Genomic DNA, 25,070 nt, shown 5'->3' on the forward strand with positions numbered 1-25,070 from the left:
GCGTGAACCCTACTGCTATCGGCGCCTCGCCGCGCCGCATCGACGGCCGTCTCAAGGTTACCGGCGCTGCGCTCTATACCGCCGACCGGACGTTCCCCGACATGCTGCATGCATACGGTGTCTACAGCACCGTGGCCAGCGGCCGCATCGTCGCGCTCGATCTCGACGATGCGCGGCGCGTGCCCGGCGTGGTCGATATCCTGCATCACGATAATTTCCCGCGCCTCTACCGGACGCCAAGGAGCGGGATCTCCGTTGCGAAGATCCTCACTACGTCCATTACCGACGAACACCGCCTGCCGTTCGAAGACAACACGATCCACTATGGCGGACAGATGGTGGCGCTGGTCGTGGCCGATACCTTCGAGCATGCGCGCGAAGCCGCGTATCGCGTGAAGGCGCAGTATGCCGGCGACGAGGCCATCGTGGACCTGGAGCACGGCATTCGCGCCAACGGGTTGCACGATGCCGGCATGGGCCATACGCGCGGCACGGCAGAGTCCGCATTCGACCAGTCAGCGGTGAAAGTGGATACCACGTACCGCACGCCCGTTGAAACACACAACCCAATGGAAATGCACGCCACACTGGCCTGGTGGGAGCATGACGATCTGCACCTGTACGAGGCCACGCAGGGCGCGACCGTGCATCGCAATACCATCGCGCAGGTCTTTGGCCTGACACCCGAGCGTGTGACCGTGGATGCGCCGTTCATCGGCTCCGGCTTTGGCTCGAAGCTTTTCCTGTGGCCGCATTCCGTAGCGGCCAGCGCGGCGGCAAAGATGACGAAACGACCAGTCAAACTGGTGGTGCCGCGACCGTTCATGTTCACCACCACCGGGCACCGCCCGGAGACGCGCCAGCGCATGCGTGTGTCGGCATCGGTGGAGGGCAAGGTCACGTCGATCCGGCACGAGTCCGTCAACACCACGTCCTTCATCGATCAATACGTGGAGAACTGCGGCGGCATGACGCAGAGCGTGTATTCGTGCCCCAACGTTACCGTGAGTCACCATACGACCAACGTGCATCGGGGCGCGCCGACGTCGATGCGTGCGCCCGGCGCGGCACCGGGATTGTTCGCGCTGGAATCCTCCATCGATGAACTGGCGCTGGCATGCGGCATGGACCCACTGCAGTTCCGGCTCGCGAATATCTCCACGCGCGACGAAGGTAACGACCTGCCATGGTCGAGCAACCATCTGCGCGAGGCTATCGAGCAGGGTGCGGCAAAGTTCGGCTGGGATCGACGCCATCCACAACCGGGGTCGATGACCGATGGCGATGAAGTCATTGGCTACGGCATGGCGGTGTGCAACTGGGATGCGTGGCGCACACCGGCGGAAGCACGCGTGCGCCTGCTGGGCGATGGCACGGTGGAGGTTACCTCTGCCGTGCAGGATATCGGCACCGGCATGTACACGATCATGGCGCAGACCGTCAGCCAACTGACCGGTCTGCCGTTCGAGAAGATCAATGTGAAGATTGGCGATTCATCATCGCCGGCGGCACCGGTTGCTGGCGGTTCGTGGGCCACCGCGAGCGTGCTGCCTGCCGTGGCCGAAGCCACGCGCAATGCCGTTGCGGAGCTATGCGCCTACGCCACGCAGGAAGGCGGCGTATTTGCGGGCGCCAAGCCCGAGAGTCTGAAGATGGAGGGCGGCAAGCTGACCGATGGCACACGCAGCGTGGACTACGTCGAAGTGCTCGACGTGCAGCGCTTTGCCAGCGCCGATGGATTTGCGCATTCGAACGGCGCACCGAACTCCGACAAGCTTTCCTACATGTCATTCGGCGTCCATTTCGTGGAGGTGCGCTGGGACCCGGGCATCTCGCGCATCCGCGTGGCACGCGTGGTCAGCGCCATCGATGTGGGCCGCGTCATCAATCCGCTGACCGCGCGCAACCAGGTGGAGGGCGCCATCGTCATGGGCGTGGGGATGGCATTGTTCGAAGCCACCGAGTACGACGAGCGTAACGGCATGCCCGGCAACAACAATTACGCCGAGTACGTGATGCCGGTGCACGCCGACCAGCCCGAAATCGACGTGATCCTGCTCGACTATCCGGACCTGGAGTTCAACGAGTTCGGCGCGCGTGGCATCGGCGAGATCGGCATCACCGGGTTTGCGGCAGCCGTGGCCAACGCCGTGTTCCACGCCACAGGCAAACGCATCCGCGAGCTGCCCATCACGATGGAAAAGCTGATGGGATGAGGATGGAAGGGGCGCGGACGGGGTGCCAAGCCGGTATCGGCGCAATCGATAGAACGAATGTCGAGGCGCCGCTGATGATCCCCTTCATTCATCCCACAATGCACCTCACGAATGCCTCATACGCTTCCGGCCGATCCTGGCGGACCGGAAGCGCAGTTTGCGCGGCCTTGCCCTGCGAAATTTCCATTCGCTCTTCCACTGCGTGCTCACACGTTTGCGGCGCTTGATTCCCGCCAAACGCCGTTTTTCATCTCTGTTTCTGCGTCATTGATTTAAAAGGAAAAACATACGCAGCAGTGAGTACGCTTTGCGTTGCGGCGAGGGGGATCAGGACGCCTTCGCGTCGTGGCCGGAAGCGGGATGGAAACGCGTTGAGCGTATACGTATACGAGGTATACGCGTTGCACCCCTGCGCCGCACATCGCCACAATGTGCGCCTTCACGCGAAGCAGACCTCGAAATTCAGATCATTCGCCGGAAGACTTTTGGGTCCTTTTCGGGAGGTGGAAATAGTTATCTTCTGAATAGATGCGCCAAGCGTCAGCGACCCCGGTATACGTGGTATCGATGGACGCGTTTGATTTGGGGCAAGCGGCGTTGTGACGTTATTTACACAACGAGACGACCCCGATAGCATCCCCGCCAGACGCGGCAATCACGCGCGGCATACCGGCGAGGGGAGAAGGCATTGACGCTCTATCAGATCAAACCAAAATTCCAGGCATGGCTGCGGCCGCTGGTCCAGCGGCTGGCAGATCGCGGCGTGACCGCCAATCAGGTCACCACGGTGGCTGCCTTGGGCTCGATCGTCGTGGCAGGGATGGTGGGGGCGTTGATATGGCTCCCCGGCATCTTCCTGCTGATGCCGCTCTGGCTCTTCGTACGCATGGCACTGAACGCGATTGACGGGATGCTCGCCCGCGAACACGGCCAGCAGAGCGCGCTGGGTGCCTACCTCAACGAGCTGGGTGACATCGTCTCCGATCTCGCGCTCGTCATTCCCTTCGTGTTGCCCTTCGGCACCGTGGTCGTGCCGTTCGCGATCCTGGCGGTGGTGGTCGAGTGCGCGGGATTGATCGGTCCGCTCGCCGGAGCGAGTCGCCGCTATGACGGCCCGCTCGGCAAGAGCGACCGCGCGCTGGTGCTCGGTGCGCTGGGCCTATGGCTCGGACTCGGCTTCGGGCCCGGCGCGTATGGCCACTGGATCTGGGTGGCGCTTTGCCTGCTGTCGATCCTGACCATCGTGCGGCGCGTACAGCGCGGCGTGCAGGAAGCGCAAGCCAACGCCGCGCGCTGAGCGCGGCACCGAACTTAACGCAGTCGCGACATCACCGACCATGGAGTCAGCCCATGCCGCGTACCCCGATCGAATCCCAGTTTGATACCCACGATGGCCAGACGCTGTTCTATCGGTACTGGCCTGCGCAATCGTCCACACCGCGTGGCGCCGTGCTGCTGTTTCATCGCGGCCATGAGCACTCGGGACGTGTCGCGCATCTGGTAGACGAATTCAACCTGCCGGATCACGCGTTCTTTGCGTGGGATGCGCGCGGCCATGGCAGATCGCCGGGCGAGCGCGGCTACAGCCCGAGCCTCGCCACGTCCGTGCGCGATATCCAGACCTTTGTCGATCACATCGTCGCCACGCATGGCATTGCCGTGCGGGACATGGCCGTGGTGGCGCAGAGCGTGGGCGCCGTGCTGGCCACCACATGGGTGCATGACTACGCGCCGCAGATCCGCTGCCTCGTGCTGGCATCGCCGGCATTCAAGGTGAAGCTGTACGTGCCGTTTGCGCGGCCCGGGTTGAAGCTGATGCACAAGCTGCGCGGCAAGTTCTTCGTCAACAGTTATGTGAAGGCGAAATTCCTGACGCACGACCCCGCGCGCATTGCGAGCTACGAGACCGATCCGCTGATCACGCGACCCATCGCGGTGAACATCCTGCTGGATCTCTACGAGACCGCCGAACGCATCGTGGCCGACGCTGCGGCGATCACCGTCCCGACGCAACTGCTGATCTCCGGTGCCGACTGGGTGGTGCATCGCGGCCCGCAGGATGCTTTCTTCGAACGCCTTGGCTCACGCGTGAAGCAGAAGGTGGTGCTCGACGGCTTCTATCACGACACGCTCGGTGAACGCGACCGCGCGAAGGCCGTGGATGCCGCGCGCCACTTCATCGTGCGCGAATTCGATACGCCATCGCCATCGGTCTCGTTGCGGCATGCGGATCGCCAGGGCGCGTTCCGCGACGAGGCGGACCGCCTGGCCCAGCCACTGCCGCCGGGCAGCCCGGCCGCGCTGTACTGGGCGCTCACCCGCGCGAGCCTGCGGCTGGGCGGGATGATGTCCGAAGGCGTGCGCCTGGGCCATGCCACGGGTTTCGATTCGGGCTCGACACTCGACTATGTGTATCGCAACACGCCAGCGGGCCGTTTCGGTATCGGCAAGCTGGCCGACCGCAACTATCTGGATGCCATCGGCTGGCAGGGTATCCGCCAGCGCAAGGTGCATGTGGAGGAGCTGATCGGCGAGGCGATGGCGCGGCTGGTAGCTGTGGGCGTGCCGGTGCGCATCGTCGATATCGCGGCCGGTCATGGCCGCTATGTGCTGGAGGCGCTGGCATCGCAGAAGGCGCGGCTCAATGGGGCGAGCGTGGCATCGATCCTGCTGCGCGACTACAGCGACATCAATGTGGAACAGGGCCAGGCGCTGATTCGTGCGAAGGGGCTGGAGCACATTGCGCAATTCCGCAAGGGCGATGCGTTCGATGGCGATGACCTCGCCGCGCTCGATCCCGCACCGACGCTCGCCATCGTCTCGGGTCTCTACGAGCTATTCGGTGACAACGACATGATTGCGCGCTCGCTCGGCGGACTCGGACGCGCGGTGCAACCCGGCGGCTATCTCGTGTACACGGGCCAGCCGTGGCATCCGCAACTTGAGTTCATTGCGCGCGCACTGACCAGTCATCGCGCGGGGTCGGCCTGGGTCATGCGCCGCCGCTCGCAAGCCGAGATGGATCAGCTGGTGCGTGAAGCAGGATTCGAGAAGATTGCGCAACGCGTGGATCGCTGGGGCATCTTCACGGTCAGCCTTGCGCGTCGCGTAGAGGACCGCGCGTGACGTCGCCGGATCGCATGGCCGCAGCCGAAGCCGCAGCCGCGACCGAAGGCCGCCCTTGGAAGCTCGCGCTCCTGCTGCTGGCCGGCATGGCGGTGCTGTTCTTCTCCAGCTACAACTTCGCCACGTGGGTGGCGAGCCAGCGCGCGGAGGTGGCGGTCTTCCACTACGCGTGGGAGCGCCACATCCCGTTCGTGCCATGGACGATCGTTCCCTACTGGTCGATCGACCTGCTGTATGGCATATCGTTCTTTCTCTGGCAGACGCGCGCCGGACTGATTGTGCACGTCAAGCGTCTGCTGATGGCGCAACTGATCTCGGTGGCGTGCTTTATCGCGTTTCCGCTGCGCTTCTCGTTCGAGCGGCCTGTCGTCGATGGCTTGCCGGGCCAACTCTTCGCGCTGCTCGGAGAGTTCGACAAGCCATTCAATCAGGCGCCATCGCTGCATATCAGTCTGCTGGTCGTGCTGTGGGTGGCCTATGCGATGCATCTGTCCGCGCGCTGGCGCTGGTTGCTGCATGGGTGGTTCGCACTGATCGGAGTTTCGGTGCTCACCACGTATCAACACCATATGATCGATGTGCCCACCGGCTGGCTCGTGGGTTGGTTGTGCGTGTTCGCATTTCCGTTGCCTGCGATGCTGGCGCAGGCGGAAGTGAGCGGGGTGCGAATCGCCGTGGCGGCGTCGAAGCCCGATGCGCGCGCACGTAGCCTTGCTCGACGCTATGGCGTGGGTGCGTTGGGCGCCGGGGTTCTTTCGCTGATCGCACTGGCATGGTCGGTGACCGCATGGCTCGTGCTGGCGTGGGTGGCGCTTGCGCTGGCGTGCGTGGCGCTCGTTTATCGAACGGGACGTGCCGATGCGTTTGGCAAGGGCGCCGATGGATCGATGTCGATGGCGGCGTGGTGGACGCTCGCGCCGTATCTCGGCGGCGCCTTCCTGAATTCGCGCTGGTGGACGCGTCATCACGATGCGGTGAGCCATGTGGCTGATCGTGTCTGGATCGGACGCTTGCCCACGCAGTATGAAGTGACACAGGCCAATGCCGATGCGCTGCTCGACCTGACTGCGGAGTTTCCGCGTCTCGCGCATACGCCAGCCTATCGCTGCGTTCCGGTGCTCGACCTGACCGTTCCGTCGCCTGCGCAACTGCGCGATGCCGTGACGCAGATCGAGCAGTGGCATGAGCAAGGCCGCACGGTGCTGGTCTGTTGTGCGCTCGGCTATTCGCGCAGTGCACTGGTGGTGGCGTGCTGGCTCGCGCGGCATCGGCGGATCATCGATGTCCAGCAGGTGTTGTCGATACTACGTGCGTCACGGCCCGTGGTGCTGGGGCCGACCAGTGTTGCCGCGCTACAGCGTTATATCGACGAGGAGGTGGCATGAGGGAAGACGATACCGCGCGATGGCTTGCCCACGCCACGGCGGGTGCGCTGCGTGCCGCGGCACGACTCAATATCGCGGCGCTTGTGCTGGCGCTGCTCAACGTAACGCTGGCGGGCATCATGGCTTCGGCGGGCGTCTTCTGGCAGGTGGCCGGTGGCATGGCCGCGCTGGTGGCTGCGGTGCAACTCTGGCTGCTGGTGCGTGTGGAAATCGATCGAACGTTGTTCAAGGCACTCGCTTCGACGCATGCAGCGGAACTGGCTGACCTCGACGCCGCGTTGACCACGCTTGGCTGGATGCCTGTCGCACGCGCAGGCCGGCCGATGGCAGACCGGGCGCGCGGCGCGACGCGCTTTCTGAAAATCGCGGCGGCGTTGATGGCCGTGCAATGGCTCATCGCCATCGCCATCCTGCTGCTGAGATAGGACATCGAATGAACTGGACGGCAAGAATCGTTGCTCGCGCGATCATCGGGTTTGCGCGACTGCTCACGGGCATGCAGGCACGCTGGAATGGCACGGTGCCGATGGCGCGGCAACGTGTGTATTTCGCGAATCACAGTAGCCACGGCGACTTCGTATTGATATGGGGCAGCCTGCCGCCCGATCTGCGTACCGTGACGCGTCCCGTGGCCGGCGCCGACTACTGGCTCAAGTCGCCGCTGCGCCGGTTTATCGGCCGCGACGTGTTCAACGCGTTGCTGATCGACCGCTCGGGTGCGCGCGATGGCGTGGCGCCGGACCCCGTGGCGCAGATGACGCAAGTGCTGGCCGATGGCGCATCGCTGATCCTGTTTCCGGAAGGCACGCGCAACACCACGGAGGAACGTTTGCTGCCGTTCAAGAGCGGGCTGTATCACCTTGCGCGCAGTTGCCCGGCGGGGGAGGTGGAGTTCGTGCCGGTGTGGATCGACAATCTGAACCGCGTGATGCCGAAAGGCGAGATCGTGCCCGTGCCGTTGCTCTGCACGGTGACGTTCGGCACGCCGCTGCAGATCGAGGCGGACGAAACCAAGGAAGCGTTCCTCGCACGGGCCCGTGCGGGCCTGCTGTCTGTTGCACCGGAACTCGATTGAACATGCCAGCCCTGAACATGATTCGCGAAACCCAATTGCTGTTTGCCGGCGCCTTCTGCGTGCTGATCCTGGCTTCCGTGGTGGCAACGGTGCTGCGCTGGCGCGTGGCAAAGGGGCAGCCACACGGCGTGATCGACAACCTGACATCGCGCATCAACGCATGGTGGTGGATGATCGGCATCCTCGGTGTGGTGTTCGCCATGGGGCGCGGCGCCATCGTGGTGCTGTTCGCGCTGCTGTCGTTCTACGCGCTGCGCGAGTTCGTGACAATCACCACCACGCGCCGTGGCGATCATCGCGCCATCGTCGCCGCGTTCTTCTTCTTCCTGCCGGTGCAGTACGTGCTGGTGTACACGGGCTGGTACGGGCTGTTCTCGATCTTCATCCCGGTCTACGCGTTCTTGTTCCTGCCGATTCTCTCGGCGCTGTCGTCGGAAACGACACGGTTCCTGGAGCGATGTGCCGGTGTGCAATGGGCGGTGATGATCTGCGTGTTCTGCATCTCGCACGTGCCTGCGCTGCTCACGCTGCCCATCGAAGGATTCGAGGATCGCAACCTGCTGCTGATCGCGTTCCTGGTGATCGTGGTGCAGGGCAGTGATGTGCTGCAGTACGTCTGGGGCAAGATCCTCGGCAAACGCAAGATCGCGCCGCAGCTATCGCCATCGAAGACCGTGGAGGGCTTTATCGGCGGCGTGCTGAGCGCAACAGCACTGGGCGCCGCGCTGTGGTGGATCACACCGTACGGCTCGCCGCTCAAGGCCGGCGCCGTGGCACTGGTGATCGCGCTGATGGGCTTCCTGGGCGGCCTTGTGATGTCAGCCATCAAACGCGACCGCGGTATTAAGGACTGGGGCCATATGATCGAAGGCCACGGTGGCATGCTGGATCGGCTGGACTCGGTGGTGTTCGCCGCGCCGGTGTTCTTTCATATCACGCGGTATTGGTGGGTGGTGTAGTCGAACGTGGGCACTGACCGCTGGTGTTCTCCCCTCTCCCGCGAGCGGGAGAGGGGAGCGAACCGGCGGCACTTGCGGACTTCTACGGCAATTTGGATCGCCATTTATCCAGCCATGAGGGTGGCAATGTCAAAATTCCATCACCGTTCTGTGGGCTGACGTCATAGGCCACATGGCCATCCTCCCAAATGGGCGAGGAAAAGGTCGGATCATCATAGGTACGCTCTGCAAGCAACTCGTTGCTCTGCGCGTCGTATAAACGGAATATCACCCAAAACTCGGGATGCAGCGCACAACGTTCGGCAATGTACTTCCCATGCGTTTCACGTTCGCAGTGCGTCGCTTTCGACCGCAGAAGAGCGCCGTAGCCGTAGACGCAAAGGTACCAGGCGCCACCGAGCAAAAGCACAGCTCCAAGAATATTCTTCCATGCTTTCCACTTTTTCATTAGATCAAACCTCAACAACAATAGGCTCTGACAACTTGATGAGCTTTTTATTTGAATACAGTATCAAATCACCTCCTTGCTTGTGTTTGAACTGCCAGTTTCTGTAGTCTCGATTGCAAATCGGATAATAAACTTCGGCAGTTGATATGGCCCCGTTTCGCGCAACAGGAAACATAAGCCAATCGCTGTTCGTGATGTGATGCGCCATCGCTATTCGCATAGGAATGATGAAGCCCGTCTTATTCCAATGCCCTAAGTACTGCGTATCGGCGTCCCTATCAAAGAACGTAAATACATCGCGCATGTATAGATATGCACTATGGATCTCCAGTCGGCCTCCATGAGCACCACGCGAATAGAAATAGTGCTCACCGATGGACGCGTAGAATGCGAATGCACCCAGGGATCCATATAGATCATCCATGAATATGCCGTTTGGCAGCGCTGCCCCTCGCAAGAGCATCGCGAATTTATCCGCGACATCCGTGTCAACTCGTGCAAACTGAAATTGATACGTTGCATGAAATCGATGCAAGTCGCCCTCGCAGTCCCGCCAGCCATCACGAAAATATGGGGAAGTCTCTTTGTCTTTGAATTTGGAAGCGAGGACTCGTTTTGCGGAGGATGAAAAGATCCTGTAGTTGATCAGGTCCTCAAGCGCAGCGCGGGCGCGTGGATATTGCCGTATCCAGTCCAGCGAGAACATTGTTGTATCGATCATGCTCGGGGGGAATGGCCTGCCGTTCTGGTTGATGCCGTGTGCAGCCCCCGCAATTGTTGTGCAGTAGTTCAGTTCCCCAGCGAACCACTTTCGTATGACCTTGGCCGACATGGGCCAATGTATGCGGTCCATGGCGTCCGGAACATCAAGCAGGTCGAATGGCTTGACCTCCGGCTTCTTCGAGGGCCGCCCCGTTGGTGTTGCCTTCGGCCTTGGTGTCGGCACGGCCTTGGGTCGGGGCCGAGGCTTGGGTGGTGCGGGTGTGTCCAGCCATTCTTTGAAGTCGAGAAGGACTTCGATCAGGCTTTTGAATGGTCGCTTCGATTTGGGCGGCTTTTTGGGTGCCGAGGGAGCTGGCGGTTGATCGCGAAGTGCTGGTGGTGAGCGATCCGTCGCAAGACAGTATTCCTTTGCGTCTACTGCCATGCAGTGAGCTGGTTCCTTTTCCAACTTCCAGCGCGGTAACAGTAAGCCCTTCTCGAAAAATGGATACTTCCGATCGGTCGTCATCTTGAGGAATAGTTGGGCACTCCGGGTCGGGCGCCTAACATACTGCTTAAGACTGGTAACGGCAGATATAGAAAATTTCCGAAAATCAGGTGTCCTGCACGCCGCCGGTTCGATCGACCCGTGGTGTTCTCCCCTCTCCCGCGAGCGGGAGAGGGGAGCGAACCGGCAGAGTTTCGCAAACTGCTCGATCACTCCAGCCTGAATGTCCTCACCACGCCCGCCAGCGTCGAAGCCTGCCCTTGCAGCGCTGCCGCTGCTGCTGTCGATTGCTCTACCAGCGCCGCGTTCTGCTGCACCATCTGGTCGAGCTGGCTGACGGCGACGTTCACTTCCTGGATGCCGCGCGTCTGTTCGCGGGCGGCCTGGGAGATTTCGCCGATGATCTGCGTGACGCGGCCGACGTTGCCGACGATCTCGCGCATGGTTTCGCCGCTCAGGCGTACCTGGCCGGAACCCGCGTTGACGCTGCTGACCGTCGATTCGATCAGTGTCTTGATTTCCTTGGCGGCCTGGGAACTGCGTTGGGCCAGTCCGCGCACCTCGCCGGCCACCACGGCAAAGCCGCGTCCCTGTTCGCCTGCGCGGGCGGCTTCCACGGCAGCGTTCAGGGCCAGGATGTTGGTCTGGAAGGCGATGCCTTCGATCACGCCGATGATGTCCGAGACCTTGACGGCGGCGCGCTCGATGTCGCCCATCGTGACGATGGCGTTTTCGATTGACGTGCCGCCATCGGTGGCCACCTGCTGCGCGCGCGTGACGGAATCGTCCGCCTGGCGGGCCGACGATTCCGACTGGCCAACGGTGGCGGTAATTTCCTCCATCGATGCAGCCGTCTGCTCCAGGCTGGCGGCGGCGGATTCGGTGCGACGCGACAGGTCGGCGTTGCCTTCCGCAATCTCATTTGCAGCGACGTGTACCGATTCGCTCGCGTCGCGGATCTGGCGCATCACGTGGACGAGCTTGTCGGCGAAGGCATTGAAGGCGCGTGCAATCTGCGCGACTTCATCGGTGCCTTCCGCAGCAAGCCGCTTGGTCAGGTCACCATCGCCCGAGCCGATGGCGATCATGGCATCGCGAATGCCCGACAGGCGGCGGAACGATACCGCCGTCACGCCGGCCACGATGATGGCGGCCGCGCATGCCACGATCACCAGCGAGATCAGCGAGGCAATCAGCACCGATCGCATGCCGGCCGTGGCCTCGGCCTTGTCCAGCGCGATCACGGCCACCCAGTCAGTGCCCGGAATCTCGCGGCCGCGCAGCAGCTTTGCGGCACCCGCCACCTTTACTTCAGCAGGCTCCGTGGCCGATACCAGCGCGCCCAGCTTCTCGCCGTCGAGCGCAGGCACCAGATCGGAAACGGGCTTCAGCGTCAGCTTGTCGTCGAGATGCGCCACGATCTGGCCGCTGCGTGCCACCAGCAGTCCAAAGCTGTTCGGCGTGGGATGGATCGAACGGACATTTGCCGTCACGGCATCCATTGCCACGTCGCCGCCGATCACCCCCTTCACGACGCCATCGCGTACGACAGGTACCGCAAACGTCACCACCAGCTTGCCGCTGCTCGCCGCAATGTATGGCGGGGTCACGATCGGCTTGCCGGCGGCCACGGCCTGTTTGTACCAGGGGCGGGCGGTGGGGTCGTAGTCGGGCTTGAGACCGGCGGCATCGGAGAAGCGGTGGCTCTTGTCGGCGTAGCCAACATAGGTCTTGATAAAGCCGCCGGCGTTGGACACCAGACGCAGCGAGGGAATGGGATCTTCCTGAAGCGCAGCATCCTGCAGGGACTGGATCATCTGGGTATGGCTGGCCACCCATTCGGCAATGGCGTCCACATGACCGGTCTGCACGGCGGCCAGGTTGTTGTCGATGGCTTCGTCGTTATAGGCACGTGCCACTAGCTGGTTGACCAAGGCGTTGGCAGCAAGCGCTGCGATCACGATGGCCACGGATAGGGCCACGATGCGCGCGCGGAGCGAGGAAAGCATGTGTTGAACTCTTCTCTCAGGTTGGCCCGGATTTGGGCAGGAGGATTGCCGACGCATTGACGGCGAAATTCGCGCAGTCTTTAGTGCGCTGCAACATAGCGATTTCCGGATCACTTTCCAGCGAATCGAACGATCGTTCGGGCCTGGCGGGTCATTTGTCATATCTCCCAGGTGCAGTTGCCATACAACCAAGGGAAAACCCGCCGCACTGCAACATCAACTTGCATTCGATCAGCGACATTCCTATGCTGAACATCAGAATTCAATTTAATTTGAATCTGTATTTAGAAGCATCTAATGCGTTACATACGCAAACGGGGCGATCCAACATTCTCCGAGGGAGGGCGTAGCAAGCGAGCCAGGACGGGGCGCGGCGAAGCTCGGGAGGCGATGGGGATCGTATGGAAGTGAAGCCGCGCCAAAAGCGGATCACGTCCAACCAGCGTGCCGCAGGGGCAGTGCGAACCCGGCGACGCGCCAATAAGAAGTGAACGGCCATGGCCACCATCCTCTTGCTCGAGCCACATCCACTGCTTCGCCTTGGATTACGCCACCTGTTGGCGCAGGCGCATGTTCCCGGCGATCTCGTCGATCTCGATCCGGGCAGCCTGCACGAACCCGACCCCTGGACCCACCACGCCGACCTGCTGATCTTCGGTTTGCCGACCGATGCCGCGCAGGGCTGGCAGATGCTGGGCGATCTCTGCACGCGCCTGCAACCGTTGCGCGTGCTGGTGCTGGCCGAACATGTGCCGGCACCGCTGCCGGATACTGGCCTGCCCGAGGCCGTGCGCGGCCTGCTGGCCAAGACCTGCTCGGCGGATGCGCTCGAAGCCGCGATCCGGCTGGTGCTGGCCGGTGGGGAGTGCTTCCCGTCGCAGTTGCCGCCGGCTCGCCAGGCGGAGTCATTGGCAACCCGCCACGCCGCAGCCCCCATCGTGGTGCCCTTGCACAGCGTGCCGGTGGACTTGCCGGGTGTCGGCGCGCACGTTGCCGCGCCGGTGACCACGCATGAAACGCCCGCCGCCGGCTCGCACCTGCTCAATATCACGGAGCGCCAGTACGAAGTGCTGGCCCTGCTGGCACGTGGCTATCCGATCAAGACGGTCAGCCGCCTGCTGAATATCTCCGTGGCCACGGCCAAGACGCATGCCTGCACGCTCTACCAGCGTCTGCATGTGCGCAACAAGGGCGAGGCGGTGTACGTGGCCCTGCAGCGCGGCGCCACGTTGAACTGGGCCGGCCCCACGCCCGTGCAGCCCACGCATATCGCGATGTCGTCGCTGACTGCGCGGGAGGCATGTGAGGCCGCCTGACCGACACCTCCCGCTCCTCTACGCCATACGCCGGCCCGCACTCATCCAAAAGCATGAGTGCGGTGACCGGCCATTGTGGCTAGCTTGTAGAACAGGTCCGGCGCATGGGGTTGCCGCAATGATCGAAGTCCCCTTCCGCGCCACGTTTCCAACAGCGTTCGATGCCCTTACCCAGGGCTGCCCGCACGGTGTACCCCACCTTGGCGGACCCACGCGCTCGATGCGCGGATGGCTTCCCGATGACGACCTACCTGATCGCCAGCAACGAAATGATGTGCCGCATCCTTGCGCGTCGCATGGAAGCGCAGGACATCCCCACGCCCGTGCGATGGCACGGTCCCGACTGGCTGCTCGACGGCACGCCTGACGGCGCCCGCGCGCAATCGATCGACAACCCCGACCAGTCCGAGCCGCTGCCCGAACAATCGGTGGAGATGGCATTGGTGGACTGCAGCGGCGTGGAAGGCGATCCCTGCAAGCTGCTCGACCGCGTGCGGGAGCGCCTGGCGCCGCGCCGCTGGCTCGTGCTGTCCGATTCGCTTGATGCAAGGCTGATGGCGCATGCCGCGCTGCTCGGCGCCAGCGGATGCCTGGCTGTACCCGCGCCGGTGGAGCTGGTCTGCGCGGCGGCCACGCTGGTGTGGGCGGGCGGCCAATGTTTCCCCCGCAGCGCGCTGTCTCTGCTGCGCGCGGTGCATCCGCCGCGTGCGCAGGAAGGGTGCGCACCGGAAGGGATGAGCTTCAACCATGCGCCCCGCTTGCATGCCGACGGATCTACTGCGATCGGATGAGTTTCGGTTGGCGCCTGTAGGACTATGCTGGATGTAATCGCGGACAGAAGCTGGCGCCCATCCGAGGCCGGCCGCCCGCGTGATGCAGGGGGTCGTATGGAACGCAGTCTGGATATCCTGGTCGTCCACGGGTTTGCCGTGCGCGAGGGCCGGGACAAGTGGGCATGTTGCTATGAGATCCGGCTCGCCGTCATTGGCGGGCCGTTGTTATATCGGGGCGAGCTGCACGGGCGGCATCATCCCTCCGAAGCCGCCGCCATCGTGGCCGCGCGCGCGATCGGGGAAGCAGAAGCCAGCCGGCATCTGGAAACAGCGCGCGCACTGTTCGTGGCACTGTCGCGACGATAGCGTCGAAAAAGCGCGTCTGCATCGCTCCTCTCATCACCACTCGACGCAATCACCATCGGCGCGGCCAAAAAAGAAGCCCGCCGACCGGGGGACCATGCGGGCTTTGAAACGGCCGCCCACGTGGTGAGCAGCCGTTACTGTGACCATAACGAATCGCGGCGGCAGACTGTATCAACCAGAAGACGCATGCCGATGGGGCCTCTCATCCCTGCATCTGCACGGTTCTGGCAGCCGCTGGCCCCAGTGTTATCGGGCTTGTTCGGGGATAGCAGGCATGTGGAGTCGGGTGCAGGCGGGTCGCGCGGACTCATGCTTCGGGAGGGAGACGTCCATGACAGGCAGAGCCGCGCAGTGCTACGCTGCCCCTATGCGGCTCTGCACCATGGTGCAGAGCTTGCGTCTGGCATCCCACGGAACGATGCGCGTAGCGTCGAACCGAAGCCGGCGCCGCCCGTCCAACCGCACGTTGCATCGATCCCTACATCGCATATCGCATCGCACGTACCCATGAGCCGCTGGCATCTGATTACCTTCTTCGGTGAGTCCACCTTCCTGCTGCCGTGTGCGATTTTTCTCTACGCATGGCTGCGATGGCGCGGGGCCACGCGCATGGCGTGGCACTGGCTGCTGGCGTTCTCGCTGACTGCCGCTCTGGTGCTGGCGTCGAAGGTGGCGTTCATGGGATGGGGCGTAGGCAGCGAAGCCATGGACTTCACGGGTTTCTCCGGCCATTCGATGATGGCGGCGTCGATCCTGCCCGTGCTGCTGTACCTGGCGATGCCCGTCAGCCGGCCGGGACTGAGTCTGGTAGCGGCCGCCGCTGGCGTGGTCCTGGCGCTGGCGGTGGGCGTGTCGCGCCTGGCGCTGCATGCGCATTCGCCTTCGGAGGTGATCAGCGGCCTGGCCCTGGGCTTCTGCGTCAGCCTGCCGTTCATCATGCGCCATGGGGTGCCGCATGGACCGATGACGATGACGCTGGCGTGCGTGGTACTGGTGTCGATGCCGCTGCTGCCGGTCTCGCACATGACCGGCACCACGCACGGGCTGGTGACGGACCTCGCACTGTTCCTCTCGGGACGGGACCGTCCGTTCAATCGGGGCGAGTGGAGTGCGCTGCCGCCTTGCACCACGTGCCGCGCAGGTGCTGCCGGAGATACTGCGGGAGACCGCCATCGAGACGAAATGAATCGCCACGTGGATGACCGGGGCGGGGCTGCACCCCACGCCCGGTGCGCCACCGCACGCTGTCCCGCCTAGCCGGAATCCGCCCGGCGCACCTGTGTGCGCCCCCCCACAGACTGCCGCGCAGCCCCTGCGCAACCATGATCCGGAGCGTTTTTTCATACGGGTCGTATTGGGCATGGGGCAGTCATGGCATCGAACTGGAACGTCGCCGCGGAGCGGCATAGCGCGCTTCACTATCTCTACAGGTTGTCGGATGCCGTGGTGATCGGCGTGGCCGGCATCGCCATGGGTGCGCTCTATTTTCCCGGAGGCATCCGCGAGGCGGCGCCCGTCAACGGGTTCCTGACCATGCTCTGCGCCATCGGCGCACTCGTGGTGTTTCCCGGCTTCGGCATCTACGAATCGTGGCGCGGCCGCAGTCTCGCGGTACTGGCACTGCGTATCTGCTCGGCGTGGGCCACGGTGTTCTTCGCCGGGCTGCTGGGCGCATTCCTGATTCATCAGATTGCGGCGGTCTCGCGCGTGTGGTCGATGGGATGGTTCATCAGCACGGCGCTGGCGCTGCTGGCGTCGCGCGCGTTGATGTTCCGCATGCTCGGCAACGTCCGCGAGCAGGGTATCAACGCCAAGCGCGTGGTGATCTTCGGCTACGGACCGCTAGGCCGCGAGATGTTCCTGCGCGTGCAACGCATCCGCACGGCCGGCTACCGCGTGGTGGGCATCTTCGATGAAACCAGCCAGGGCATACCCAATGGCGTGACCACGCTGCGCACGGTGGAAGAAGTCAACGCGTTCGTCACCAGCCAGGGCGTGCGCGAGATCTGGCTCACGCTGCCTATGGCCGCGTGCCGCGACCTCTCCGAAGTGGTGCGCCGCTTCCGCAATGACCTGATCGATATCCGCTGGGTGCCCGATGTGTCGTCGGTGGAACTGCTTGGCCATCGCTTCACGGACTTCATGGGTTTGCCGGTCATCGACCTGAACGCGCCGCCGGTATCGGGCATCACGGGGTTGATGAAGGCCAGCTTCGACCGCGCGTTTGCCGCAGGCGTGATCCTGGCACTGAGTCCGCTGCTGCTTACCATTGCGGTGATGGTCAAGTTGTCGTCGCACGGCCCGGTGCTGTTCCGCCAGCAGCGTCTGGGTATCGACGGGCACCCGTTCCACGTCTACAAGTTCCGCACCATGCGCATGCATGCCGATACCGGCGTCACGCAGGCCACGCGGGGCGATCCGCGCGTGACGCGCATCGGCGCCTTCCTGCGCCGCACCAGCCTGGACGAACTGCCGCAATTCTTCAACGTGCTGCGCGGCGAGATGTCGGTGGTGGGGCCGCGTCCGCATGCGATGGAACACAACGAGATCTACAAGGAACTGATCGATCGCTACATGCTGCGCCACCGCGTCAAGCCGGGGATCACGGGCTGGGCCCAGATCAACGGACTGCGCGGGCAGACCGACACGATCGAGAAGATGCGCAAGCGTATCGAGTTCGACATCTATTACATCCAGCACTGGTCGTTCCAGCTCGACCTCCGGATCATCGTGCGCACGGCGCTGCACGGCTGGACAGGCGCGTCCGCTTTCTGAGCGGCACGCCAGCAACAGCGCGCGGTATTGGTGCGACATCGCACCGAGCCGGACGCGCAAAAGCCCTGGAATGGAGCCCGTCCAACAAGAATTGGGAGACGCCGCATGAAAGCAACCATCCGCAATATCCTCGGTGAAGTGGCCCGGCTCGATGTGCCGCTGGACACCCTGGCCGACAACGATGATCTCTACGCCGCCGGGCTGTCGTCACTGGCCACCGTGCACGTGATGCTGGCGCTGGAAAACGCGTTCGATATCGAGATCCCCGATCAGATGCTGACCCGGCAGCTTTTCCGCAGCGTGGATTCGCTCGCGGCAGCGGTGGAGACCATCCGCCAGCAGCAGGAGGCAGCATGAGCACGCCCAAGGTTGCGTTGGCGCATGCCAACCCCGACGGCGCGCTGGCGACCGATGCGCTGATCGCGGCGGCGCGTGAAGCCGGCGACGTGGCGCGGCGCTTTGCCGATGCGGTGGACCACGAAGCGCGCTTCCCGCACGAGGCATTCGCGGTGTTGCGCGAGAAGCGTCTGCTCGGCGCGATGGTGCCGGCCGTGCACGGCGGCAGTGGTGCATCGCTGGCCACGGTGGCGGAGATCTGCCGCACGCTGGGCGAGCATTGCGCGTCCACCGGCATGATCTACGCGATGCACCAGATCCAGGTGGCCTGCCTGCTCGATCACGGTGCGGGCAGCGCATGGCAGCAACAGTTGCTGGCACGTGTGGCAGACGAGCAACTGCTGCTGGCATCCGCCACATCGGAAGAAGCCATCGGCGGTGCGCTGCGCAGCAGCGGCTGCGCGGTCAATGTGGAAGGCGACCGCTTTCATCTCCTGAAGATGGCGCCGACGATCTCGTATGGCGCGCATGCGGACGGCATCCTGATTACTGCGCGACGCCATGCCGATGCCTCGCCATCGGATCAGGTACTGGTCTGCGCGCTGAAGGCCGACTACACGCTGCAAAGCCTGAATACGTGGGACACGCTGGGCATGCGCGGCACATGCAGCAACGGCTTCCGCCTGGAAGCAACCGGCCATGTGGACCAGGTGCTGCCAGTGCCGTTCGGCGAGATTGCCGATGCCACGATGACGCCGGTCTCGCACATCCTCTGGAGCGCGCTCTGGGTGGGCATTTCGAGCGACGCGGTGTCGCGCGCCAAGACGTTCTTCCAGGGCCAGGCGCGTGCGCGTCCGGGCCAGTTGCCGCCATCGGCCGCACGCGTGGCAGAGGCCGTCAGCATGCTGCAGATGATGGAAGCGCGCGTGGACATGGCGCTGGAACGCCAGCGCGCGCGCCACGCAGGGTCGTCGGTATCCGCCGCGTTTGCGCTGGCCGCCGAGATGAACGGGCTCAAGACGGCGATGTCGACGATGGCGCTCGACGTGGTGCAGCAGGCGATGCTGGTTTGCGGCATGGCGGGCTACAAGCACGGCACGCCGTTCAGCCTCGGTCGTCATCTGCGCGATTTGTGGTCCGCGCCGCTGATGATCAACAACGATCGCATCCAGACCAACACGGCCAACCTGCTGCTGGCCGACCGTTCCTGAGGAGTCTTCGATGGATGCCCATGCACTGACTGACACCACGCAGGGCGGCGGCGCGCCGGAATCGACGATCGCGCCGGCACCCGAGCCCACCTATCTCGACAAACTGCTGGCCGCCGGCTTGTTGATCGATGCTGGCGTCAAGGGCCTGTATGGCCGCAGCGCGGTATTCGAAGCGGTGGCCGATGGCCTGAACGCGGCCATCACGCGCATCGGCGCAGACCAGCATGCCGAAGTGCTGCGCTTTCCCCCTGCGATGGGCCAGCATGATTTCGAGACGAGCGAGTACCTGAAGAGCTTTCCGAATCTCGCCGGCACGATCCACAGTTTCTGTGGCGACGATCGCGGCCATCGCCGGCTGCTCGCGCGCATCGAAGACAAGGAAGACTGGACCGATCAGCAGCAGCCCACGGGCGTGGTGCTGACGCCGGCTGCGTGCTATCCGATCTATCCGGTCGTGGCAAAGCGCGGCCCGCTGCCCGAGGAAGGCAAGGTGGTGGACGTGCTGTCCTACTGCTACCGCCACGAGCCGTCGCTGGAGCCCACGCGCATGCAGTTGTTCCGCCAGCGCGAGTACGTGTGCCTGGGATCGCCCGAGCGCATCGTCGCGTTCCGGCAGTTGTGGATGGAGCGCGGCCAGGCGCTGGCCGAGGCGCTGCAGTTGCCGGTTGAGGTGGACGTGGCCAACGATCCATTCTTCGGGCGCGGCGGCAAGATCGTGGCCGATAGCCAGCGCGAACTGAAGTTGAAGTTCGAACTGCTGGTGCCGGTCAATGACGGACTCGGCCCCACGGCGTGCATGAGCTTCAACTATCACATGGACCACTTCGGTGCGCTGTGGCATATCGGCCTGGCCGATGGCGGCGTGGCGCATACGGGCTGTGTCGGGTTCGGTATCGAACGGTTGGTGCTGGCGTTGCTCAAGCACCATGGACTCGATCCCGCAAAGTGGCCGCAACCGGTGCGCGAGACGCTGGGAGACCTGTAAATGTACGGTGACGGCAAGGCAGTACGCACGCGCGGCGGCGCGCACGCGTTGCACGGTGGGAACCCCGTGTGGTCGCATGCCAACCGTCATATCGACCTCTGGGTCGAGTTGTTACACGGATGGGATTTCGAACCTATCGCGGCACTGCCTTTCACCGTCACGCTCGATTTCGCAGGCGACCAGTTCACGTCGTCGAACATTCCGCCCGGTGATCTGGAACGGCTCTACGGCATCGTCAAGGACGAGCTGTCGACGTATGGGCGCCTGGAGGCGCACGTTGCCGCGCAAACCAATCGCGGCAATGCCGTGCTGCTGGAAGTGGACAACTATCAGTTGCCGCAGTTGCCGGGCACATATCGCCGCCAGCATGCGCGCGCCTGCATTGCCATCGATGTGCTGGTGCCCGAGGCCACGGCGGTGGGCTACTACCACCACGACGGCTATCACACGGCCAGCGGCGATGACTACCTCGCGATCTTCCGCACGCCTGCGCACGAAACGATGTGGGGTGTGACCACCTTCCCGCAGGCAGAAGTCGTACGCCGCCGCTTCGATGCACTGAGTTCGAGCGAGCTGCTGCGTGCGTCGCTCGACATCCTGCGCGGACATCTGGCACGGCGTCCGCGCGAGAACCCGATTACCGCGTTCCGCGCGGTGTTCCCCACGCATCTGGAGCAGTTGATGACGCGCGGCGAGCCCAACTTCCAGATTTACGCGGCGAGCGTGCTGCGGCAACTGGGCGCGAACTTCGAATTGCTGGGCCGCTATGTCAGGTGGCTCGTGATGAACGGCCAGACCCTGCCCGATTCGGTGGCGGAGGCTTGCTACACGATGGCGTCGGAAGCCATGGTGATGCAGTTCCGGCTGATGCGAGCGGTGATCAGCCATAAGCCCGATACCTGCGAAGACTGCCTGGAACAACTGGAAATCGCGTACCAGGGCACGGTGCCGGCACTGGCAGCGCACTTTGGGGAGACCGTCACATGACCGCGCGCGATCCGGAACCGGCACTGCTGCCGTTGCTGCGTCCAGGTGTTGCCGTGGGGCCGTCGCGGCTCGAGGGCGACTGGACCTTCCTGGAAACGTTCGCCAATGCTGCCGCGCATCCGGGCGAGCTGTCGGACACCGGGCACTGGCTGCCCGCCACGGTGCCGGGCACGGTGGCTACGGCATTGCGCGCCGCAGGCCGCTGGGACGAGACGCTGCCGCCGCCGCTGCACCAGCACGACTACTGGTATCGGCTGCAGTTCTCCGGCAACGGCCGCAGGCTGCTGCGTTGCAATGGACTGGCGACGATTGCCGAGGTCTGGCTTAACGGCGTGAACGTGCTGACCACGCGTCATATGTTCGTGGCGCATCAGGTAGAAGTGGAGCTCGCCGGTGAAGAGAACGTGCTGCATATCTGTTTCCGCGCGATGCATCCGTGGCTGCGTACGCAACGCGGGCCCGTGCGCTGGAAGCCGCGCATGATTCAGCCGCCCACGCTGCGTGCGGTGCGCACCACGTTGCTCGGGCATATGCCCGGCTGGTGCCCGCCCGTGCATGCGGTGGGACCGTGGCGCGATATCGAATTGCTCGATCCTGTCGGCACCGACATCGCACATGGCGTGCGTGCGGAGTTGTCGGGTGAAATCGATAGCGTGAATGGCACCGACGGTGTGGTCGCGCTGCAATTGCATTTCCCGGGCAACGCACCGGCGCTCGGTGCGTTCTCGGCCATCGGCCCCGATCAGGCGATCTGGCATGGCGAGCTGCGCCGCACCGATCCGCACACGCTGGCCGGTACGCTACGCGTGCCCGATGCGCAACGCTGGTGGCCGCACACGCACGGCGAACCCGCGCTGTATCGCGTGGATGCGAGCATCGGTGCCCAAGTGCTGGCATGCGGCAACGTGGGATTCCGCACGATCACCGAAGACCGCGAAGGCGAGCCGGGCGCGTTCGGTTTGCGCGTGAATGGCGAGCAGGTGTTCTGCCGTGGCGCGTGCGTATCGAGCCACGATCTGCCGGGTCTTGCCGATTCCGATGAAGCCGTGGCGCGCTGGCTGCAACTGGCGCGCGATGCCGGTGCGAACATGGTGCGTGTGAGCGGTGTGACGTGCTATCCCGGTGAAGCGTTCTATCGTCAGTGCGACGCGCTGGGGCTGATGGTCTGGCAGGACTTCATGTTCGCCAACTTCGACTATGGCAGCGAGACCAGCGCCAGCCCCGCATTTCTCGACGATGCACGGCGTGAAGTCTCGCAATGGCTCACGTCGACGCGTGCGCATCCGAGCCTTGCCGTACTGTGCGGTGGCAGCGAGGCCGAGCAGCAGGCGTCGATGATGGGTGCATCGCGCGGCGTGTGGCGCCAGCCGCTGTTCGATTCGCTGATTCCCGCACTGGTGGCCGAGCATCGCCCGGGTGCCATCTATGTGCGCAACTCGCCCAGCGAGGGCGCGTGGCCGTTCCAGCCCGATACCGGGGTGTCGCATTACTACGGCGTGGGCGCGTACCAGCGGCCACTGTCCGATGCGCGGCTCGCCAACGTGCGCTTTACTTCCGAGTGCCTGGCCTTTGCCAATGTGCCCTGCGCCCGCACGTTGACGGAAGCGGGGTTGTCGCAGCCGCTGCACGATCCGCGCTGGAAGGCGCGTGTGCCGCGCGACGCCGGCGCCGCGTGGGATTTCGAGGACATTCGCGATTTCTATCTGCGCGCACTGTTCGACGTCGATCCGCCGCGCCTGCGCTACGAGCGTCCGGCCCGCTACCTCGCGCTGTCGCGCGCCGTGGTGGCGGAGATCATGACCGAGGTGTTCGGCGAATGGCGGCGTACGGGTTCCACATGCCGGGGCGGACTGGTCTGGCAATTGCAGGATCTGCTGCCGGGGCCAGGCTGGGGCATCGTCGATGCCAAGGCGCGGCCGAAATCGGCGTGGCATGCGCTGCGGCAGGTCTGGCAGCCGGTGCAGGTCATCCTGACGGATGAGGGGTTGAACGGCCTGCATGTGCACCTGATCAACGAGACCGCAACGGCGCGCACGGTGCAACTGCAACTGCGCTGCCTGCGCGACGGCGAACATACGGTGGCCGAGTCTGCGCAGACACTGACCCTGGCGCCGCGTGAAAGTCGTCGATTGGTGGCCGCCGAACTGATCGACCATTTCTTCGATTTCACGTACGCCTACCGCTTCGGTGCGCCCGCGCACGACGTGGTCATGGCTACGCTGTGCGACGCTGACCAGACAGGCAACCCGTTGCTCAGCCAGTCTGTGTTCCTGCACGACCGCCGCGCCGATGCGCTGCGCGATCCGGGCCTGCGCGCCAGCGTGGCCTGCGAGGATGGCGTCTGGTGGCTGACGGTCACGGCGCAGCGGTTCGCGCGCTGGGTTCATATCGAGGATCACGCGTATCTGCCGGAGGCCGACTGGTTCCACCTGGGCCCCGGCGCGTCGCGCCGTATCCGCCTGATGCATGAGGCAGGCGGCGCAGCGGGTATCGGGGCCATCCCTTCGGGCGAGGTTTCCGCGCTGAACGCCGATCGCGCAGTCGGCTACGACGGCTGACGCCTCAACCTGCCCCTCCCGGGCTAAACCTTTTCGCGCGCATCTCAACCTTTTCGAAATTGCCCGCCAGCCCACGGCTGGTGCGGCAGCGCACGCCCGCCTCATCCTGTCGGCCAATGCCGACGGATGGCACGGCGCGGCGCCGCTTCGCCGGAATGCCTACATCCAACCTACCGAAGCATGAATCTCTGACCTATCCGTCTGCCTACTGTCAGTTCTGTGCTGCATGGCACTTAATACAGTCAACAACGCAATGCGAACCGGGATGGTTCGAGAGCTTGGGCGGGGTTAAACGGGTGGCGGCTGAAAGGCTGCCGGGGAAATCGCCAGCGACAAAGCTGAGTACAAAGCGGAGCGGCGAAATCGGGTCACATGTCTCGCAAGTATTGTCTTGCGGCGAGTACCGATGTCGCTTCCGGGTCAAACGGAGGGAAGAAAATGATTACGCATCGGTCGGACCTGCATATCAATCATCTGCTCAACGCACTCCCGCGCCACGAATGGGACATGCTGTCGCGCCACTTCGAACTGGTGCGCCTGCGTGCCGGGGAACTCCTGACGGATTCGGGCCAGCGCATTGTCCATGTGTACTTTCCTACCACGTCGGTGGTCTCGCTGCTGTCGCTGCTGGAAGACGGCGCCACGGTGGAATTCGCAGCGGTGGGCAATGAAGGTCTCGTAGGCATTCCGGTGGTCACCGGCGGCGACACGATGCCAAGCCGCGTGGAAGTGCGCAGCCCCGGTTTCGCCTACCGCATTCCGGCACGCGTACTGCGCGCCGAACTGGGCCACCTTCCGGCGCTGCAACGCGTGACGTTGCTGTACGTGCAAGCCGTGCTGACGCAGATCGCCCAGACCGCTGCCTGCAACCGCCACCACTCGCTGAACAAGCAACTGTGCCGCTGGCTGCTGCTGGCCATCGATCGTATGAACTCCAACGAGCTGGTCATCACGCAGCAAGTCATCGCCAACATGCTCGGCGTGCGCCGCGAAGGCGTGACCGAAGCCGCGGGCAAGCTTGAAGATCTGGGACTGATCCACCATAGCCGTGGGCACATCACGGTGCTGGACCGCTGCGGCCTGGAACACCACTCGTGCGAATGCTACAAGCTGGTCAAGCGCGAATACGACCGGTTGCTGCCGGCGCTGACGCTGGCGCATGCGTGATCTGAAGTTTGCTCCCTGATGGTTATGGTTCCCCTCTCCCTTTGGGAGAGGGGTTAGGGGAGAGGGCAGGAGGCTCTGCTTGCCAACGGCGTTGCAATTTTCACCCCTGGCCCTCTCCCCCGCCCCTCTCCCGCTTGCGGAGAGGGGAGAACCCCCGCAGAGTAGCTT

21 protein-coding genes are annotated in these 25,070 nt (G+C 63.9%); 18 read left to right on the plus strand and 3 right to left on the minus strand.

Annotated features, from left to right (window positions below):
- The first annotated feature begins 2 nt into the window (after positions 1-2).
- The 7 genes from FFS21_RS16750 to FFS21_RS16780 all read left to right on the plus strand — a co-directional run bounded on the left by FFS21_RS16750 (position 3) and on the right by FFS21_RS16780 (position 8,761).
- A complete protein-coding gene (locus FFS21_RS16750) occupies positions 3-2,216 on the plus strand; it encodes a xanthine dehydrogenase family protein molybdopterin-binding subunit (protein WP_137925908.1) in 2,214 nt (737 codons plus the stop codon).
- Positions 2,217-2,904: 688 nt separating this feature from the next.
- Positions 2,905-3,513 carry a CDP-alcohol phosphatidyltransferase family protein gene (locus FFS21_RS16755; protein WP_137925909.1) on the plus strand — a complete coding sequence of 203 codons (609 nt, stop codon included), beginning with the start codon at positions 2,905-2,907 and terminating at the stop codon, positions 3,511-3,513.
- 53 nt (positions 3,514-3,566) lie between these two features.
- Entirely contained in the window at positions 3,567-5,342 is a 1,776-nt protein-coding gene (locus FFS21_RS16760) for a bifunctional alpha/beta hydrolase/class I SAM-dependent methyltransferase (RefSeq protein ID WP_137925910.1), read from the plus strand.
- Positions 5,343-5,356: 14 nt separating this feature from the next.
- On the plus strand, positions 5,357-6,727 hold the full coding sequence (locus FFS21_RS16765; protein WP_137925930.1) for a phosphatase PAP2/dual specificity phosphatase family protein: 1,371 nt from the start codon (positions 5,357-5,359) through the stop codon (positions 6,725-6,727).
- Entirely contained in the window at positions 6,724-7,152 is a 429-nt protein-coding gene (locus FFS21_RS16770) for a hypothetical protein (RefSeq protein WP_137925911.1), read from the plus strand. The genes FFS21_RS16765 and FFS21_RS16770 overlap by 4 nt, the downstream gene beginning before the upstream one ends.
- 8 nt (positions 7,153-7,160) lie before the next feature.
- Positions 7,161-7,802 (plus strand): lysophospholipid acyltransferase family protein, encoded by a 642-nt coding sequence (locus FFS21_RS16775; RefSeq protein WP_137925912.1) that lies wholly within the window; start codon positions 7,161-7,163, stop codon positions 7,800-7,802.
- 2 nt (positions 7,803-7,804) lie between these two features.
- Positions 7,805-8,761, plus strand: a complete 957-nt coding sequence (locus FFS21_RS16780; RefSeq protein ID WP_137925913.1) for a phosphatidate cytidylyltransferase — start codon at positions 7,805-7,807, stop codon at positions 8,759-8,761.
- A gap of 82 nt (positions 8,762-8,843) precedes the next feature.
- On the opposite strand, the gene FFS21_RS16785 is transcribed toward FFS21_RS16780, so the two are convergent.
- From FFS21_RS16785 to FFS21_RS16795, 3 genes are all read right to left on the minus strand, one after another.
- Positions 8,844-9,209 (minus strand): hypothetical protein, encoded by a 366-nt coding sequence (locus FFS21_RS16785; RefSeq protein WP_137925914.1) that lies wholly within the window; start codon positions 9,207-9,209, stop codon positions 8,844-8,846.
- Between the two features lie 4 nt (positions 9,210-9,213).
- Positions 9,214-10,356, minus strand: a complete 1,143-nt coding sequence (locus tag FFS21_RS16790) for a DUF6402 family protein (RefSeq protein ID WP_137925915.1) — start codon at positions 10,354-10,356, stop codon at positions 9,214-9,216.
- Positions 10,357-10,628: 272 nt separating this feature from the next.
- A complete protein-coding gene (locus tag FFS21_RS16795) occupies positions 10,629-12,428 on the minus strand; it encodes a methyl-accepting chemotaxis protein (RefSeq protein ID WP_137925916.1) in 1,800 nt (599 codons plus the stop codon).
- Between the two features lie 497 nt (positions 12,429-12,925).
- Here FFS21_RS16795 and FFS21_RS16800 point away from each other — a divergent pair, with 497 nt between their 5' ends.
- The 11 genes from FFS21_RS16800 (at position 12,926) to FFS21_RS16850 (ending at position 24,902) form a co-directional block, all read left to right on the plus strand.
- Positions 12,926-13,744, plus strand: a complete 819-nt coding sequence (locus tag FFS21_RS16800) for a helix-turn-helix transcriptional regulator (protein ID WP_137925917.1) — start codon at positions 12,926-12,928, stop codon at positions 13,742-13,744.
- A gap of 239 nt (positions 13,745-13,983) precedes the next feature.
- Positions 13,984-14,535 carry a DNA-binding response regulator gene (locus tag FFS21_RS16805; protein ID WP_249359449.1) on the plus strand — a complete coding sequence of 184 codons (552 nt, stop codon included), beginning with the start codon at positions 13,984-13,986 and terminating at the stop codon, positions 14,533-14,535.
- A 96-nt stretch (positions 14,536-14,631) separates the two neighbouring features.
- Positions 14,632-14,883 carry a hypothetical protein gene (locus FFS21_RS16810; protein WP_137925918.1) on the plus strand — a complete coding sequence of 84 codons (252 nt, stop codon included), beginning with the start codon at positions 14,632-14,634 and terminating at the stop codon, positions 14,881-14,883.
- A gap of 507 nt (positions 14,884-15,390) precedes the next feature.
- Complete coding sequence (locus tag FFS21_RS16815) at positions 15,391-16,140, plus strand: phosphatase PAP2 family protein (RefSeq protein ID WP_137925919.1); 750 nt, start codon at positions 15,391-15,393, stop codon at positions 16,138-16,140.
- A gap of 114 nt (positions 16,141-16,254) precedes the next feature.
- Positions 16,255-17,658: an undecaprenyl-phosphate glucose phosphotransferase gene (locus FFS21_RS16820; protein ID WP_137925920.1), complete on the plus strand. Its 1,404-nt coding sequence runs from the start codon at positions 16,255-16,257 to the stop codon at positions 17,656-17,658.
- A 105-nt stretch (positions 17,659-17,763) separates the two neighbouring features.
- Complete coding sequence (locus FFS21_RS16825; RefSeq protein WP_137925921.1) at positions 17,764-18,015, plus strand: acyl carrier protein; 252 nt, start codon at positions 17,764-17,766, stop codon at positions 18,013-18,015.
- Positions 18,012-19,205, plus strand: coding sequence for an acyl-CoA dehydrogenase family protein (locus FFS21_RS16830; protein WP_137925922.1), 1,194 nt, complete (start codon positions 18,012-18,014; stop codon positions 19,203-19,205). Before FFS21_RS16825 ends, FFS21_RS16830 begins: the two co-directional genes overlap by 4 nt.
- 10 nt (positions 19,206-19,215) lie before the next feature.
- Entirely contained in the window at positions 19,216-20,190 is a 975-nt protein-coding gene (locus FFS21_RS16835; protein ID WP_137925923.1) for an amino acid--[acyl-carrier-protein] ligase, read from the plus strand.
- The gene (locus FFS21_RS16840) at positions 20,191-21,177 is read left to right on the plus strand and encodes a DUF1839 family protein (RefSeq protein WP_137925924.1); all 987 of its coding nucleotides are present in this window, start codon (positions 20,191-20,193) and stop codon (positions 21,175-21,177) included.
- Positions 21,174-23,735, plus strand: a complete 2,562-nt coding sequence (locus FFS21_RS16845) for a glycoside hydrolase family 2 protein (protein WP_137925925.1) — start codon at positions 21,174-21,176, stop codon at positions 23,733-23,735. The genes FFS21_RS16840 and FFS21_RS16845 overlap by 4 nt, the downstream gene beginning before the upstream one ends.
- A gap of 438 nt (positions 23,736-24,173) precedes the next feature.
- Positions 24,174-24,902 (plus strand): Crp/Fnr family transcriptional regulator, encoded by a 729-nt coding sequence (locus FFS21_RS16850; protein WP_137925926.1) that lies wholly within the window; start codon positions 24,174-24,176, stop codon positions 24,900-24,902.
- Positions 24,903-25,070 lie beyond the last annotated feature (168 nt).

The sequence above is a fragment of the Cupriavidus sp. 2SB genome, assembly GCF_005503625.1.
Classification (GTDB): domain Bacteria; phylum Pseudomonadota; class Gammaproteobacteria; order Burkholderiales; family Burkholderiaceae; genus Cupriavidus.

What these genes read in the sequence shown, in the direction of transcription:
- FFS21_RS16760 (WP_137925910.1), top strand. Translation starts at nt 3,567, where the DNA reads ATGCCGCGTACCCCGATCGAATCCCAGTTTGATACCCACGATGGCCAG.
- FFS21_RS16765 (WP_137925930.1), top strand. Translation starts at nt 5,357, where the DNA reads ATGGCCGCAGCCGAAGCCGCAGCCGCGACCGAAGGCCGCCCTTGGAAG.
- FFS21_RS16770 (WP_137925911.1), top strand. Translation starts at nt 6,724, where the DNA reads ATGAGGGAAGACGATACCGCGCGATGGCTTGCCCACGCCACGGCGGGT.
- FFS21_RS16775 (WP_137925912.1), top strand. Translation starts at nt 7,161, where the DNA reads ATGAACTGGACGGCAAGAATCGTTGCTCGCGCGATCATCGGGTTTGCG.
- FFS21_RS16780 (WP_137925913.1), top strand. Translation starts at nt 7,805, where the DNA reads ATGCCAGCCCTGAACATGATTCGCGAAACCCAATTGCTGTTTGCCGGC.
- FFS21_RS16785 (WP_137925914.1), bottom strand. Translation starts at nt 9,209, where the DNA reads ATGAAAAAGTGGAAAGCATGGAAGAATATTCTTGGAGCTGTGCTTTTG.
- FFS21_RS16790 (WP_137925915.1), bottom strand. Translation starts at nt 10,356, where the DNA reads ATGGCAGTAGACGCAAAGGAATACTGTCTTGCGACGGATCGCTCACCA.
- FFS21_RS16795 (WP_137925916.1), bottom strand. Translation starts at nt 12,428, where the DNA reads ATGCTTTCCTCGCTCCGCGCGCGCATCGTGGCCCTATCCGTGGCCATC.
- FFS21_RS16800 (WP_137925917.1), top strand. Translation starts at nt 12,926, where the DNA reads ATGGCCACCATCCTCTTGCTCGAGCCACATCCACTGCTTCGCCTTGGA.
- FFS21_RS16805 (WP_249359449.1), top strand. Translation starts at nt 13,984, where the DNA reads ATGACGACCTACCTGATCGCCAGCAACGAAATGATGTGCCGCATCCTT.
- FFS21_RS16810 (WP_137925918.1), top strand. Translation starts at nt 14,632, where the DNA reads ATGGAACGCAGTCTGGATATCCTGGTCGTCCACGGGTTTGCCGTGCGC.
- FFS21_RS16815 (WP_137925919.1), top strand. Translation starts at nt 15,391, where the DNA reads ATGAGCCGCTGGCATCTGATTACCTTCTTCGGTGAGTCCACCTTCCTG.
- FFS21_RS16820 (WP_137925920.1), top strand. Translation starts at nt 16,255, where the DNA reads ATGGCATCGAACTGGAACGTCGCCGCGGAGCGGCATAGCGCGCTTCAC.
- FFS21_RS16825 (WP_137925921.1), top strand. Translation starts at nt 17,764, where the DNA reads ATGAAAGCAACCATCCGCAATATCCTCGGTGAAGTGGCCCGGCTCGAT.
- FFS21_RS16830 (WP_137925922.1), top strand. Translation starts at nt 18,012, where the DNA reads ATGAGCACGCCCAAGGTTGCGTTGGCGCATGCCAACCCCGACGGCGCG.
- FFS21_RS16835 (WP_137925923.1), top strand. Translation starts at nt 19,216, where the DNA reads ATGGATGCCCATGCACTGACTGACACCACGCAGGGCGGCGGCGCGCCG.
- FFS21_RS16840 (WP_137925924.1), top strand. Translation starts at nt 20,191, where the DNA reads ATGTACGGTGACGGCAAGGCAGTACGCACGCGCGGCGGCGCGCACGCG.
- FFS21_RS16845 (WP_137925925.1), top strand. Translation starts at nt 21,174, where the DNA reads ATGACCGCGCGCGATCCGGAACCGGCACTGCTGCCGTTGCTGCGTCCA.
- FFS21_RS16850 (WP_137925926.1), top strand. Translation starts at nt 24,174, where the DNA reads ATGATTACGCATCGGTCGGACCTGCATATCAATCATCTGCTCAACGCA.